Annotated in this window: 15 protein-coding genes and 1 riboswitch; of the genes, 9 read left to right on the top strand and 6 right to left on the bottom strand. The window is 33.9% G+C overall.

What is annotated here, in order from left to right:
- Nucleotides 1–86 precede the first annotated feature (86 nt).
- Nucleotides 87–1430: an adenylosuccinate lyase gene (purB, locus tag HM987_RS12155; protein ID WP_179008337.1), complete on the top strand. Its 1344-nt coding sequence runs from the start codon at nucleotides 87–89 to the stop codon at nucleotides 1428–1430.
- 12 nt (nucleotides 1431–1442) lie between these two features.
- Nucleotides 1443–1673 (top strand): hypothetical protein, encoded by a 231-nt coding sequence (locus tag HM987_RS12150; protein ID WP_179008336.1) that lies wholly within the window; start codon nucleotides 1443–1445, stop codon nucleotides 1671–1673.
- Nucleotides 1674–1717: 44 nt separating this feature from the next.
- Here the strand turns inward: HM987_RS12150 and HM987_RS12145 are convergent, their stop codons facing one another.
- Genes HM987_RS12145 through HM987_RS12130 form a run of 4 tightly spaced genes read right to left on the bottom strand, consistent with a single transcriptional unit; the run spans nucleotide 1718 to nucleotide 3843 of the window.
- The gene (locus HM987_RS12145; protein ID WP_179008335.1) at nucleotides 1718–2263 is read right to left on the bottom strand and encodes a DUF4252 domain-containing protein; all 546 of its coding nucleotides are present in this window, start codon (nucleotides 2261–2263) and stop codon (nucleotides 1718–1720) included.
- A gap of 4 nt (nucleotides 2264–2267) precedes the next feature.
- On the bottom strand, nucleotides 2268–2840 hold the full coding sequence (locus tag HM987_RS12140; RefSeq protein WP_179008334.1) for a DUF4252 domain-containing protein: 573 nt from the start codon (nucleotides 2838–2840) through the stop codon (nucleotides 2268–2270).
- A gap of 21 nt (nucleotides 2841–2861) precedes the next feature.
- Nucleotides 2862–3347 carry a hypothetical protein gene (locus HM987_RS12135; RefSeq protein WP_179008333.1) on the bottom strand — a complete coding sequence of 162 codons (486 nt, stop codon included), beginning with the start codon at nucleotides 3345–3347 and terminating at the stop codon, nucleotides 2862–2864.
- Nucleotides 3334–3843 (bottom strand): RNA polymerase sigma factor, encoded by a 510-nt coding sequence (locus HM987_RS12130; protein ID WP_179008332.1) that lies wholly within the window; start codon nucleotides 3841–3843, stop codon nucleotides 3334–3336. The genes HM987_RS12135 and HM987_RS12130 overlap by 14 nt, the downstream gene beginning before the upstream one ends.
- A 165-nt stretch (nucleotides 3844–4008) precedes the next feature.
- Here HM987_RS12130 and HM987_RS12125 point away from each other — a divergent pair, with 165 nt between their 5' ends.
- Entirely contained in the window at nucleotides 4009–5442 is a 1434-nt protein-coding gene (locus tag HM987_RS12125; RefSeq protein ID WP_229724428.1) for a S41 family peptidase, read from the top strand.
- A gap of 80 nt (nucleotides 5443–5522) precedes the next feature.
- Here the strand turns inward: HM987_RS12125 and HM987_RS12120 are convergent, their stop codons facing one another.
- Nucleotides 5523–7454, bottom strand: coding sequence for a TonB-dependent receptor plug domain-containing protein (locus HM987_RS12120; protein ID WP_179008331.1), 1932 nt, complete (start codon nucleotides 7452–7454; stop codon nucleotides 5523–5525).
- Between the two features lie 65 nt (nucleotides 7455–7519).
- Nucleotides 7520–7761, bottom strand: a riboswitch (cobalamin riboswitch).
- Nucleotides 7762–7841: 80 nt separating this feature from the next.
- On the opposite strand from HM987_RS12120, the gene HM987_RS12115 reads away from it, so the two are divergent.
- The 3 genes from HM987_RS12115 to HM987_RS12105 all read left to right on the top strand — a co-directional run bounded on the left by HM987_RS12115 (nucleotide 7842) and on the right by HM987_RS12105 (nucleotide 10993).
- Entirely contained in the window at nucleotides 7842–8984 is a 1143-nt protein-coding gene (locus tag HM987_RS12115; RefSeq protein WP_179008330.1) for an ABC transporter substrate-binding protein, read from the top strand.
- A gap of 81 nt (nucleotides 8985–9065) precedes the next feature.
- Nucleotides 9066–10088: a FecCD family ABC transporter permease gene (locus tag HM987_RS12110; protein ID WP_179008329.1), complete on the top strand. Its 1023-nt coding sequence runs from the start codon at nucleotides 9066–9068 to the stop codon at nucleotides 10086–10088.
- A 110-nt stretch (nucleotides 10089–10198) separates the two neighbouring features.
- Nucleotides 10199–10993 (top strand): ABC transporter ATP-binding protein, encoded by a 795-nt coding sequence (locus HM987_RS12105; RefSeq protein ID WP_179008328.1) that lies wholly within the window; start codon nucleotides 10199–10201, stop codon nucleotides 10991–10993.
- Between the two features lie 197 nt (nucleotides 10994–11190).
- Here the strand turns inward: HM987_RS12105 and HM987_RS12100 are convergent, their stop codons facing one another.
- Nucleotides 11191–11751 carry an adenylosuccinate lyase gene (locus HM987_RS12100; protein WP_179008327.1) on the bottom strand — a complete coding sequence of 187 codons (561 nt, stop codon included), beginning with the start codon at nucleotides 11749–11751 and terminating at the stop codon, nucleotides 11191–11193.
- A 39-nt stretch (nucleotides 11752–11790) separates the two neighbouring features.
- Between HM987_RS12100 and HM987_RS12095 the strand changes: the two genes are divergently transcribed.
- The 3 genes from HM987_RS12095 to HM987_RS12085 all read left to right on the top strand — a co-directional run bounded on the left by HM987_RS12095 (nucleotide 11791) and on the right by HM987_RS12085 (nucleotide 14299).
- Nucleotides 11791–12264: a heme-binding domain-containing protein gene (locus HM987_RS12095; protein ID WP_179008326.1), complete on the top strand. Its 474-nt coding sequence runs from the start codon at nucleotides 11791–11793 to the stop codon at nucleotides 12262–12264.
- Between the two features lie 89 nt (nucleotides 12265–12353).
- Entirely contained in the window at nucleotides 12354–13586 is a 1233-nt protein-coding gene (locus HM987_RS12090) for a glycosyltransferase (RefSeq protein WP_179008325.1), read from the top strand.
- 194 nt (nucleotides 13587–13780) lie between these two features.
- A complete protein-coding gene (locus HM987_RS12085) occupies nucleotides 13781–14299 on the top strand; it encodes a lipocalin family protein (RefSeq protein WP_179008324.1) in 519 nt (172 codons plus the stop codon).
- Nucleotides 14300–14313: the final 14 nt, after the last annotated feature.

Raw genomic sequence — 14313 nt, 5'->3', positions numbered from 1 at the left:
TAGGACAAAACTTTAAAAACCTTGAATCCATAACCCTAAACTCTTAACTTATCAGTATATTTGATGCTTCAAAAAAACCAATATAAATGGCACTTTCTCCTCTTAATGCAATTTCACCAATTGATGGTAGATATAGATCTAAAGTCGAAAAATTAAAAGATTATTTTTCGGAAGAAGCACTGATTAAATATCGTGTTTTAGTAGAAATTGAATATTTTATTGCCTTATGTGAATTGCCATTGCCACAATTAGAATCTGTCTCAAGTTCCGTGTTTGAGGATTTAAGAGCGATTTACAAAAACTTTACGGCTGTGGATGCTTCTGCCATAAAGGAGATTGAAAAAGTGACCAATCACGACGTAAAAGCAGTTGAATATTTCATTAAAGAAAAATTTGATGCTTTAGAGTTATCGGCTTATAAAGAATTTATCCATTTTGGACTTACTTCCCAAGATATTAACAATACGGCAATTCCTTTAAGTATTAAGGAAGCGATGAATGATGTTTATATGCCAGAATATGTGTCACTTTTAGAAAAGATTGAAGGCTTGGCAAAGGATTGGGTAGATATCCCAATGTTGGCTAGAACGCATGGACAACCAGCGTCACCAACACGGTTAGGAAAAGAGATACAGGTCTTTGCAGTAAGATTAAAAGAGCAGTTTAACTTATTAAATGATGTGCCAAGTGCTGCAAAATTTGGTGGAGCAACAGGAAATTTTAATGCCCATAAAGTCGCTTATCCAAATATTGACTGGAAGGCTTTTGGAACCCAATTCGTTCAAGAAAAATTAGGTTTACAACATTCGTTTCCAACGACGCAAATAGAACATTACGATCATGCAGCTGCCCTGTTTGATGCTTTAAAACGCATCAACACCATTATCATTGATTTGGATAGGGACATTTGGACCTATGTATCTATGGATTATTTTAAGCAAAAAATTAAAGCGGGCGAAGTTGGTAGTTCTGCGATGCCCCATAAAGTAAATCCTATCGATTTTGAAAATAGTGAAGGTAATTTAGGTATTGCCAATGCGATCTTTGAGCACCTGTCTGCTAAATTGCCAATTTCAAGATTACAGCGCGATTTAACCGATAGTACCGTTTTAAGAAATGTTGGTGTACCTTTTGGACATACCATAATTGGATTTAAATCTACAGTAAAAGGTTTAGGTAAATTATTGTTGAATGAGCCTAAATTTGCACAAGATTTAGAGAACAATTGGGCTGTGGTCGCAGAAGCGATCCAAACCATTTTAAGACGCGAAAGTTATCCCAATCCTTATGAAGCCCTAAAAGGATTGACAAGAACCAACGAAGCGATTACACAAAGTTCGATTTCAAATTTTATTGATACCTTGGATGTTTCTGATGCTATTAAATCTGAACTTAAAAAGATTACACCAAGTAATTATACAGGAATATAAAATTTTCAAAACTTGAAACAATTCATTCCGAAAACCAAAGACGCTATAGCACTTTCAAGTGCCGTTACCATAGCCTTAACTTGGTTCATTGCAGGTTTGTGTGATGTGCTCGATTACATTATTATAAAAGGTGTTTTGTTCTTAGGTTTTGGAGTTTTATTTGTTTTAGCACTAATATACGGTTTAAGGAATGATGCTAAAAAAAATCGTCCTGAAGACAAGCTTCAAGACGATTCATATTAACATTTAAATAACTGTCAGTTTATTTAAATTTCATTGCGTCTTTTTTATTTAAAAAAATCTGTGAGACCATCAAGATTGGTATCTTCAAATTTTGCGTTTTGTAATACAGAACTCAAAGACATCAATTTACCGGCATTCATATCATCGCCTAAAATTCTTGCGATCATAAAGCCTTTATTGTTGGCATTTCCAAAGATGACGAGTTCGTCAATGTTGTCTACATCACCCAAAAATTTAATGACAAATTTTCCATCGGTAGAGTTGCCGCCTCGCATTAACTCTTCGTATTTAGGATCTTTTAGAATGGTTTTCACCTTTTCTAGTTCTAATTTATAATCTTCAGCTTCTGTATCTTCTTTCATAAAAGTGAGTACATTCAACTTATCAACAGAATTATAAGCTTCTTTCTGTTCTTCAGTCATATCAATGTTTTCAACATTAACAAAACTGGTTGGGACATCAAACGAAGCAAAACCAGGTTTTAACTCGTTGTCTACATAATAGGTTTGCAATGTTGGTCCTTGGTTGCAGCTAGTAAAAGCGGCAACCAAAAACAACACTACTATTGATTTTTTGATTGATTGTATCATGATTCTATTGTTTTTTATCTCCAGCTTTCTTTAACTGCTCACCACCTGGAATATCCATTTGGTTAGTGATTTTAGAAACTTGTCTTAAATCTATATCACCTGTTAATGATAGCAATACGGTTTCAAACTCGCGTTTTTTTCCATTGATTTCAATGTTTTGATCCTTTGTTAATTCCTTAAGACCACTAACAAACATTAATAATTCTTTTACATGGTTATCGTCACTGCCTTCTTTGACATAGAATTTTACGGTTTGTTCGCCATCTTTGATACGCATGAGCTCTTCAAGTTGAGATGATTTCAAATATTTATCAACGGTTGCTTTCATATCTGCTGAAACTTTACTGTCACCAGTTGTGAAAACTTTAAGTCCAGTGATTTTTTTAACCATATTCATATATTCTTGAGCTTCAGGATCGTCCATGTCAATATCTATGCTGGCAATCATGCTGAACATTTTCTGATTAACAATTACAGAGGCGACCTCAGACATATCTTCGTATTTATCAAAAATACTCTGTGCTCCAGACATAAATGGTGCTACAATTAGCGCGATTATTACAATTAAATTTTTCATAATTTCTTAATTTTTTGTGTGTTACTTGTTTTTAAAAATTTTGTTTGTTGTTTCTGTAAATTCACTTAATCTTCCGGCTTCTTCAATGCCTTCATTTAAATTATCCGAAACTAAAATCAGCGAATTAAGTTGTTGTTTGCCTTCATTCATACCTATAGAGATTAAATTAAAAGCATCTATGGTTTGGTTATAAGCCAATAGTGCTTCTTGCTTTTCTTCTTCCGTAGGACCGATAAAAGTTGGTACAATTAAACCAAGCATAAGAACGGCAACAGCTGCGACAGAAATCCATTGATACAATTTTGTGTTTTTAGTTTTTAATGGAACGTCTTTGGTGTACTGCTCTTTTTTTGATTGCGAAAAGTATTGGAACATCGGTTTGTAATGCTCTAAATGTGGTGCTACTTCATCACTTAGGAAATACGCTTTTAATTGCGCTTCCTCCTGTAGCGTTGTCTCCGCATTGTTATACTTTTCTATTAATTTTTCTATATTATTTAATACCATGTCGATGTGTATTAGTTAATTTTTCTCTTATTGTTTTTCTTGCTCTTGATAAGTTGACGCGTACCGCTGTTTCATTCATGTCTAGCATCTTGGCGATTTCTGCGAAATCATATTCTTCAATATCTCTTAATTGCACTATTATTTTTTGTTGCTCTGGTAGGTCTTCCATTATTCTAGACACCCAATCCACACTATCTTTTGCCTCAACTTGTTTTTGTAATGACGCATTGTTATCCGTATAATTACTATGAACAATTTTTAAATTTTGGGCTTGTTTCGATTTTAAACGATCCAAGCAAAAATTCTTGGTCATGGTCATTGAAAACGCCTCTACATTTTTATAGTCACCAATCTTTTTATTATTCTTCCATAATTTCAATAGTATTTCTTGGGTAGCATCTTCCGCTTCTTCACGAGACACTAATAATCGTTTTGCTAAACGAAATACTTTATCCTTAAACGGCATCACGATATCTACAAAATCTGCCTGTTTCATTACTTTTTTGATTGGTTGGCGAAAACAATATTACTGCCTTCTATTATTACGACGATACACTTTACATTTTGTTACAAAGATTTTTATTTTTCACAATAATGTAAGTAAATTTAGAGTTTTACTGACTAAAGAAAGAAATTGTTCTGCAATAAGAAAAAATATACTATGAAGAATATTAAGGTTTTACTGTTTGCTTGTTTTGCTGCTTTGGCATTAACAAGCTGTTTTGATGATATGGATGATAATATCATTCCAGCTTCCACTTTAGAAATTAATGATTTTGTATGGAAAGGGATGAATGTTTTCTATTTATATAAGTCCGAAATTCCTGATTTAGCGGATAATAGATTTGCCACAGATGAAGAATACAATAACTACTTAAATGATTTTGACAGTCCTGAGCAGTTATTCGAATCCCTAAAGCATAACCCAGAAACTGTTGATAGATTTAGTAGAATCTATGATAACTATTTTGATTTACTAAATCAATTATCGGGTACGACTTTAAATAATGGAATCGAATTCAATTTGTATAGAGTACCAGGAAGTCAAACTGAAGTTTATGGTGCTATTACTCTAGTTCTCAATAATAGTGTTGCAGATAATTTAGGTTTACAGCGTGGTATGATTTTTAGAGCTGTAAACGGTGAACCCTTAAATGACTCTAGCATAGATGATTTAAGTGACCCGATTTATCAAGATTCTTATACATTGAATTTTGCAGATTATAACGATAATAACACCCCAGAATCTACAGATGACACGATAACTCTAAATGGAGAAAGCGCAGATTTAACTAAAGTTGTTTATACCGAAAATCCAGTTCATATTAGCCAAGTTTTAAATGTTAGTAATGATAATATTGGTTATTTAATGTATAACGGATTCAATAGGGATTTTGATGCGGCATTAAATGATGCTTTTGCACAATTTCAGGCTGCAGGAGTTTCTGAATTGGTCATAGATTTACGTTATAATGGCGGTGGCTCTGTGCAGACTGCAGCTTATTTGGGAAGTATGGTTACGGGTCAGTTTACTGGAGAAATCTATTCAAAACTATTTTATAATGAAAATCTAAGTAACAATAATCAAGACTTTTTGTTTACCAATTCAATTGAAGGTGTTGGTGCCATTAACAGTCTTAATCTTTCTAAAGTTTATGTTTTAACGACTGAGAGACGAACAGCCTCTGCGAGTGAATTGGTTATTAATAGTTTAAGTTCATATATAGATGTGGTTGTAATTGGGGAAAATACCGTTGGGAAAACTCAAGCATCACGAACCATATACGATTCGCCCGATTTTTCTTTTGAAAATGCGAATCCTAGTCATAATTACGCCATGCAACCCTTAATTGCAAATTCAACGAATGTAAATGACCAATTGGTGCCGTCAAATGGTTTGCAACCAGATATTCAATTGACAGAAAGAGCGCATACTTTAGGTACTTTAGGAGATGTAAATGAGCCTTTATTGGCTGCTGCTATTGCGAATATTACACTGTCAGATCGTTCAGTTAATTTACCAAATGAAGAGATTGTATCCAGGCCATTACCAACTATAATTTCACCTTTGGAGCAAGATATGTTTATCGACTAACAAATTTGAAGATTTAATGAGAAAAGCCGCTTTATACTAAATGTATTGAGCGGCTTTTATAACTATATTAATTTGAATCATTACAAATTCAAATTAAACCCAATATTAACACCTCGCCCTCTGGTAGTAAAACCAAAAAGTTCCTGGTAGTCTTCATTAAAAATATTAGTAACATTTCCAAAAACAGTCATTCTGTTATTAATGATGTTATGGCTAATGTAAAAATCAAGTAATCCATAAGATTCTAATGTGATTTTATCGTTCTGAAAGGTGTCAGGATTGTAAACAGAATCTTCTCTATCGTCATTATATTGATAGGATAAACTTAGAATTGTAGCATCAGATAGATCATAATCCAATCTGGTATTTATCTTAATTTCTGGAATTCTTAAACTTAAATCTTCATCAACCGATGTGTAAGTCGCATTGAGATTCAGGTTTAATTTTTCTAAAAGTTTCGCCTGTGCCACAAATTCTAAACCACTTGCTGTAAAGGATGATGCCGTATTTTGGTATTGGAACACAAAATTTCCAGTATCGACAAAATCAATAAAATTAGTTTCTTTTCGGTTGAAATAAACCAAACTAAAAGTGGCTCTATTTTTTAACAAAATCTCTGCACCAACTTCTATGGTTGCATTTTCTTCCGGTTGTAGATCGGAATTTCCGTAATTAGGTTCGAATAATTGATAAAGCGATGGCGTAATAAATGCTGTGCTATAACTTGTTAAACCTTTCAGATAACCAAAATCAAAATCCACTTTATAAGAAGGATTCACACCATATACAAAATGACTGCCATATTCACTGTGGTTATTCAGACGTATTCCGGCATTAAGGTTGAATCCAAAATCTGACTTATAAACTACATTCGCATAAGGGTCTGTAATTGTAAATTGTGCATTTTCAGGGTTTATAGCTTGGCTAAAGCCCGACTCGCCAAAAGGGATAGTAAAACTTTCCATCTGATTATCTTGATAATTAACACCCAATACCGTATAAAATTTATCATTAAAATTATAACGGTTGAAAGCATCTATCACAATATTTTGCGCATTGAACTGAGTTGGAAAGCTAGACGCTATCTCACGCTCCACATCACTATAAGCAGCATTAATAGTTAAACTTCCATTTTTATAATTAAACTCTGGCGACAATCCGATTCTATATTGGTTTGAATACGACACATTATCAGCATCAAGCATGGCAAAACTATCATCAAAGTCGGCTTTAAAATTATCATAATTGGCATAAGCATTAAGTTTGAACGCATTACTGAATTTATATCCCAATTTAATATTTGTATTGTAGCTATTGTAAGTATCAGATTCAGTTCCGGCTTCAATTGCAGACAAACCATCCGTAAATTGCTGTCCAAAACTGGCCAAATAATTAAAGTTGCCAGTACTTCCGTTCACGGAAATACTATTTCTAAAATTTTCAAAGGCATAGTTATTTTCATCTGAAGACTGATTGGTGCCGAGTGTACTTCTTAAATTCAAATTAAATGCTTTTTTTGAAGCTTCCTTCAATTTAATATTAATCACAGCCGTTGCGGCACCAGTGCCATAAAGTGTGCTCGATGCACCTTTTAAAATTGCAATGGATTCAACTTGGTCTGGGTTCAATAATCGCAAATCATAATCATTCGCAATTTGGGAGGCATCTGTGACCTGAATGCCGTCAATCATCACCAAAACCTGACGATTACGACCACCACGAATAAAATAACTTAAATTTTGACCGGCATTACTTCGTACACCATTGATTTCAATTCCAGCCGTTCTACCAATGATTTCTGCAATGGATTGCCCTTGTAGTTTTTCTAAATCTTTGGATGTAATCTTGGTAATTACTTTACCTGAATTTTCACGTTTAAGATAGAATCTAGAATCTGTTACTACAACTTCATCTAATTGTTCTGTGGTAAGCGAATCTTGTTTTTTTTGCGCATTACCAACACATAGCATACCAGTACAAAGGATGCTACAAAACAGTTTTGTTTTGTTCATTTTAATTTTTAATTGCTCGAGAACACACCGTAATTTAGTATGTAAACTTTTATCCCGAAAGTTTGACTTCTATGTTGAAATTGGCAGGTCTCCTGACTCGTTTTTTGTTACACTACCTTCCCATCCCGAATTGACGGGACAGTGGTTTTGAAGTGAGTAACAACTTTTTTAAGAGATGCCCAATTAATTCCGATAGTTATCGGAAGAGCATAAAACTTACAGTTGCGGGAACAGCTCTGGATTTGCACCAGATTCCCTTTTAATCCATTCGGTTAAACGAATGAAACCTAATTTCGAGCGCAAAACTAAACATTTTGTTTAATGATTCATTCAAAACTTTAAATAATATTACTTTTGAGCTCATAATGGGCATTTAAAAAATTAAAAATGAAATTATCTATTTACTTTTTATTGATACTTACTTTTGTTTCTTGTAAAAATGAACCAAAGTCTAAATTGCCCGAGACTATTGAAGTCAATCAGATGGCATTAAAATATGCTGAAGGTTTTTCGGTAGATTATTATGAAAACTATAAAGTTTTGAACATCACAAAACCATGGCCAAAAGCTGAAAAATCTTACCGCTACGTTCTTATTTCAAAAGAAAACATGGCAAAAACTACGTTTGCTAGAAATGAGTATGATGCCATCATTGTGAATCCGGTTGAAACTATTGTTGTGACGTCAACGACTCATATTCCTGCCTTGGAATTATTGAATGTTGAAGAAACTTTAGTCGGTTTTCCTGGTACAGATTATATTTCTTCCGAAAAAACGAGACTTCGAATTGACCAAAAAAAGGTTAGGGATCTTGGGCAAAATGAAGGTATTAATACAGAAGTTTTACTTGACCTCAATCCAGATGTGGTAGTTGGTTTTGGCGTGGATGGCGTAAATAAAACTTTTGAAGTTATTAAAAAGGCTGGTATTCCCGTAATTTATAATGGCGATTGGGTAGAATCCTCGGCTTTGGCAAAGGCGGAATGGATTAAATTTTTTGGCGTATTATTTAATAAGGAGAAGGAAGCCGATTCTATTTTTAATCAAATTGAATCCGATTATTTGGCTGCAAAAACGATGGCCAAAAAAGCGGAAAGTAAACCCACAGTTTTAAGTGGTGCCATGGAAAAAGATGTGTGGTATTTACCAAATGGTTCTAGCGCAGAAGCCCAGTTTTTAAAAGATGCCAATGTCAATTATCTGTGGAGCGAAACCACAGGCCATGGAAGCTTGGCATTAAGCTTTGAAGCGGTATTGGTAAAAGCCAAAGATGCCGAGCTTTGGCTAAGTCCATCATATTATAGTAGTTTAGACCAATTAGAAAAAGCCAATTCACTGTATACTAATTTCCAGGCTTTTAAAGACAAAAGCATCTATACATTTGCCAATAAAACTGGAGCAACAGGAGGTGTTTTGTATTATGAATTAGGCACAACAAGACCAGATTTGGTATTGAAAGATTTGATTAAAATTGCACATCCCGAATTGTTGCCGGCACATGAACCGTATTTTTTTGAAAAATTAAAATAATCATATAATTTACCTAGACCCTTTAGGTTTCTTGGTGGCTAAGCGTAGTCGAAGTCAAAACCCTGAAGGATCTGATTTCAAATGAAAACCAATCACACATATTCATTTATAATTCTAACGGTAATTTTGTTGCTATGTTTTGTGACTAACATTAGTTTGGGTTCTATAAACATTCCGTTTTCTGAAGTGTTTGAAATCCTATTTGGAACTAGTAAAAACGAAACTTGGGAAATTATAATTACAAAGGTTAGATTACCAAAGGCTGTTACCGCGATAATGGTTGGTTCTGGTCTGGGAATTTCAGGTTTATTGATGCAAACCTTATTTAGAAACCCATTGGCTGGTCCTTTTGTCTTAGGAATAAGTTCTGGTGCTAGTTTGGGCGTTGCCATAGTCATTTTAGGTTCAGGCCTGTTTGGTGGCTTTTTTGCAACGGCTTTAATTTCAAAATGGAGTATAGTGATTGCCGCAAGTTTGGGCAGTTTTTTAGTGCTTTTGGCTGTTTTAGCGGTTTCTAGTAAAGTGCGAGATACTATGGCTATTCTGATTATAGGACTTATGTTCGGAAGTATTACAGCTGCTGTTGTGAGCGTACTATCTTATTTTAGTTCCGCAGAACAATTACAGCAATATATCTTTTGGGGATTTGGAAGTTTGAGCAATTTATCTTGGGAAGAGCTATTGATTTTCTTCGGAATTTATGCTGTGGGATTATTATTAAGCATAGCTTCAATAAAAGGATTGAATAGTTTATTACTTGGCGATAATTATGCTAAAAGTTTGGGATTAAATTTGAAACAAAGCCGATTCATAATTATTTTGGCAACAAGTTTAATTGCCGGAACTATTACCGCTTTTGCAGGACCAATTGCTTTTATTGGTTTGGCAATTCCGCATTTAACACGCCAGATTTTTAAAACCTCTAACCATAAAATATTATTGCCTGCCGTATTTTTATTTGGCGCCATAGTGATGTTGGTTTGCGATAGTATTGCACAAGTACCGACAAGTGACTATACATTACCAATTAATGCGATTACGGCATTAGTAGGTGCTCCTGTTGTTATTTGGTTGTTAGTTAGACAACGAAAAATGATGTTTTAGAAATAGGAAACACGAAGTTAAGTTTGCAAAGTGGAGACTAAATGGTTTTGGTCACTGAGCGAAGTCGAAGTGAGTCGAAGTCAAAACCTGACAGGTCTGAAAATTAATTAATGAAAGAAAATAACTTACATACCATACTAAAAGCAACGCAACTTTCCATTGGTTACAAAACCAAAAAAGTTGAAACTGTTGTAGCTTCAAACATTAATTTTGAATTACAAAAAGGACAATTAATCGGATTGGTTGGCGCTAATGGCATCGGGAAATCCACTTTATTGCGAACATTGATTAATGTGCAATCCGCTTTATCGGGTCATATATTACTTAATGGAAAGGTTATAAATTCAATTTCAAATTTAGAACTTGCCAAACAGTTAAGTATTGTTTTAACTGAACCTTTAATTTCTAAAAACCTTTCAGTTTTTGAGTTGGTAGCTTTAGGGAGACATCCTTACACCAATTGGATTGGAAATCTTACAAATGATGATATTGGCATAGTAAATAGATCATTAAACCAGGTTAATATTTCAGAATTAAAGGATAAAAGATGTTATCAACTTAGTGATGGCCAATTACAAAAAGTAATGATAGCACGCGCTTTAGCCCAAGATACAGCCATTATTGTGTTAGACGAACCCACTACGCATCTCGATATGTATCATAAAGCTTACATATTAAAGTTACTTCAAAAATTAACTAAGGAGACGGGTAAAACCATTCTGTTTTCTTCCCATGAAATAGATTTGGCAATTCAACTGTGTGACACCATGATTGTGATGCAAAAAGATAAAACGGTTTGTGACCAACCTTGTAATTTAATTTCCAAAGGTATTTTTGATTCCCTTTTTCCAAAGGATTTGATTGCTTTTGATAATTCTACAGGAAGTTTTAGAGTTACGAAATAGCGTTTATTGTTTAGTCCACAGTCCACAGTCCACAGTACACAGTTGGCATTATTTAGGAAGAAGTGTAAAGTAGTTAGCGTAAGGTAAATGTGAAGTAAGAATTTGAAAATTATTTTTTTAATACGAATCCTGATTTACGTCTTTGCGTGATGATATTTTTCATGAGGCTTTATATCTTAATTCTTCAGTCATCGTGCTTATTTTATCTTCTTCAAAATATGTCGAGCACGGGCCTTAAACCCAGAACTCTGCATCTGAAAGTCGCGTTCTAAAATAATGGCTAATTCAGGGTGAATCCAGTCATATTCATGTCCCAATAAAAACAAAGCGTTCATGGCGTAGGCTTTGGGAGCAATCTTTTCATCATTAATCATCCAATCGAAACAAGCTTCTATAATTTTTTCTTTATGTGTTTCTGTAAGATGTGTTTTAATAGCATTGTCTGTTTTGGAATAATTGGCTTTAACGAGATATTCGCAAACCTTTGCCACAGGTCTAACCGCAGAATCTAAATGAACTTTTGAAAGGTTTTCGGTAAATGTGTTAAGATATGGAACAATAGCTTCGAGTTTTTCGCCACACATAAATTCGAAAACCCATGCCGCTCTGCACGAAATTTTATCATCCACATCAAAAAGAATGTCTAAAAGAGTTGGAATCAATTCAGGATTATCAATAACCAGCTTGGCATATTGCAATCGTTTTTCGCGTGAATGATTCACGTAACTTAATTCTTGGTAGAGTTCTGCCTTGGTCAATGGAAAATGATTAATTTAGAGGTCTAAAATTAAATAAAAATGAAGATTTTAAAAAAAATAGGACTTTTACTTTTAGTGGTATTTATTATTGCCCAGTTTTTTGGGCCAGAGAAAAACGATGGTGATGTAACTTCAGTTGAAGCTTTTTATGCAGATACAAATCCGCCGGAAGACGTAAAGTTAGTTCTAAAAAACACCTGCAATGATTGCCATAGTGACCATACGCGTTATCCTTGGTACGATAAAATTACACCAGTCAATTATTGGTTGGCAGAACATGTGGAAGATGGAAAGAAACATTTTAATATCTCCAAATGGAATGACTATTCCGACAAGAAAAAAGACCATAAACTGGACGAGTTAATTGAAATGGTTGAAGAAAAAGAAATGCCATTACCAAGTTACACATGGACACATGGAGATGCAGATCTGTCGCAAGAGCAAATTGATGCTGTGGTTTCTTGGGCAAAAACGGTGCGTTTGAAATATGCATTTTTAAAAGAACCTCAGTAAAAAAGCAATTGTCAATCTCTAAATCCCAAATTCCAAAAAGATGCTCAATGGAATTTGGGATTTAAATTTTTGAGATTTTTTATTTTTGAATGAAAAAAAAATTATTAATTATTGGTCTAGTTTGGCCAGAGCCTAAAAGTTCTGCAGCTGGTAGTCGTATGCTTCAGTTGGTAGAACAATTTCAAAATCAGGGATATGTAATTACGTTTTCTTCGGCTGCTAAAACTTCGCCTAATACCTATGATTTAAGCTCAATTAATGTTGAAAAACAGCCTATTCTGTTAAATGATTCCTCTTTCGATGTATTTATAAAAGACTTGGGTCCAGATGCGGTATTGTTTGATCGTTTTATGACCGAAGAACAATATGGTTGGCGCGCAGCAGAACATTGTCCGGACGCTTTAAGAATTTTAGATACCGAAGATTTTCATGGGTTACGCAAGGCTAGGGAAGTGGCATTAAAACAAAATGAAGTTGTTTCCACAGCACACTTACAGAACGCTATTACCAAACGCGAAATAGCAAGTATATATCGTTGCGATTTGAGCTTAATTATTTCTGAGGCTGAAATGGATATTTTAATAAGTCAGTTTAAAATCGATAAAAGCTTACTTTATTATTTGCCTTTTTTGCTGGATCCCATTTCTGAAGATAACATAGAAAAACTACCAAATTTTGAAAACCGACAGCATTTTATAACCATAGGTAATTTTCTTCATGCACCAAACTACGATGCCATTTTATATTTGAAGCAAACCATTTGGCCATTGATTAGAAAACAATTACCTAAAACTGAAATACACATATATGGTGCTTACGAATCTCAAAAAGTATCACAACTCAATAATAAAAAAGAAGGCTTTTTCATTAAAGGCTTTGCGCAAGATGTGAACGAAGTAATGCAAAATGCAAAAGTCTGTTTGGCTCCTTTGCGTTTTGGTGCAGGATTAAAAGGTAAGCTAATTGATGCCATGCAAAATGGAACACCTTGCGTAATGACTGAGATAGCCGCTGAAGGTATTTTTGGTGAATTGGAAACCAATGGGTTTGTGAATGTTGATGCTGAAGCTTTTGTTGAGAAAGTCATTTTGTTGTATAACAATTCTGAAATCTGGGAACAAAAACAACAAAATGGTTTTGAAGTTTTGAGAAAACGTTTTGAGAAAACTGAATTTGAATCTGATTTTGCTCTTCACATGTCTGAACTTTTAAAGAATTTAAAAGCCTATCGTGAAAATAACTTTATTGGTCAGTTATTGATGCATCAAAGTATGCAAAGTTCAAAATATATGAGTAAGTGGATTGAGGCAAAGAATAGGTGATCTGGAGTTGGCCTTAAAGCTTTCTTATGTATATAGAAAACCTTTTAAGACTTTTGTTAATTAAGTGTTTAAGTGCATATAATTAATGAGGACTCCAACTCATAATTATTATAATTCATCTCGTATTTTAATCTTTTTGCTGACATTTTAACTGTTCTTCGATATAATAGTGAACTATAAAAATCAACACTATTATGAAAACAAAAATTAAAAACATTCTTGTTATCGCTTGTGCCTTATATCTGCTGTCTTGTTCATCGGATGATGATGGTTCTAGCTCAAATGCAAATCCTGAAGGTATATGGACATTAACAACACTGAGTATAGAAACTGCATTCGATTTCAATGAAGACGGAATTGCAACCCAAAATTTATTTAAAGAAACACCATGTTATGATGACGATTATGTAAGTTTCGACGCTGATGGTAGTGCTAGATTAGTTAGTGCATTGACTTATATTTCAGCAGAGGTCAATAGTCCAACCGATTATAGCTATCAGTACCAATGCCTTAATGGTTTTGATACACAGACAACATTTACTCAAAACGGAAGTCAATTGTCCTTAGAATTACAAGGTAGAACGGCTGTAGGCACAATTTCTGGCAATACATTGACTGTTGTTATTCCTGATTTGTTTGAAATAGAAATGTATAATGGTACAGACTATTTTGATGTTGCAGAGGATGTGACCTTAGTTTATATAAAAAGTTGATTATTTTAATTAGT

Source organism: Winogradskyella forsetii (genome assembly GCF_013394595.1).
In the GTDB taxonomy this organism is placed as follows: Bacteria; Bacteroidota; Bacteroidia; order Flavobacteriales; family Flavobacteriaceae; genus Winogradskyella; species Winogradskyella forsetii.
Note: the sequence above shows the minus strand (reverse complement) of the source record. Positions and strands in the feature narration are given on the sequence as shown.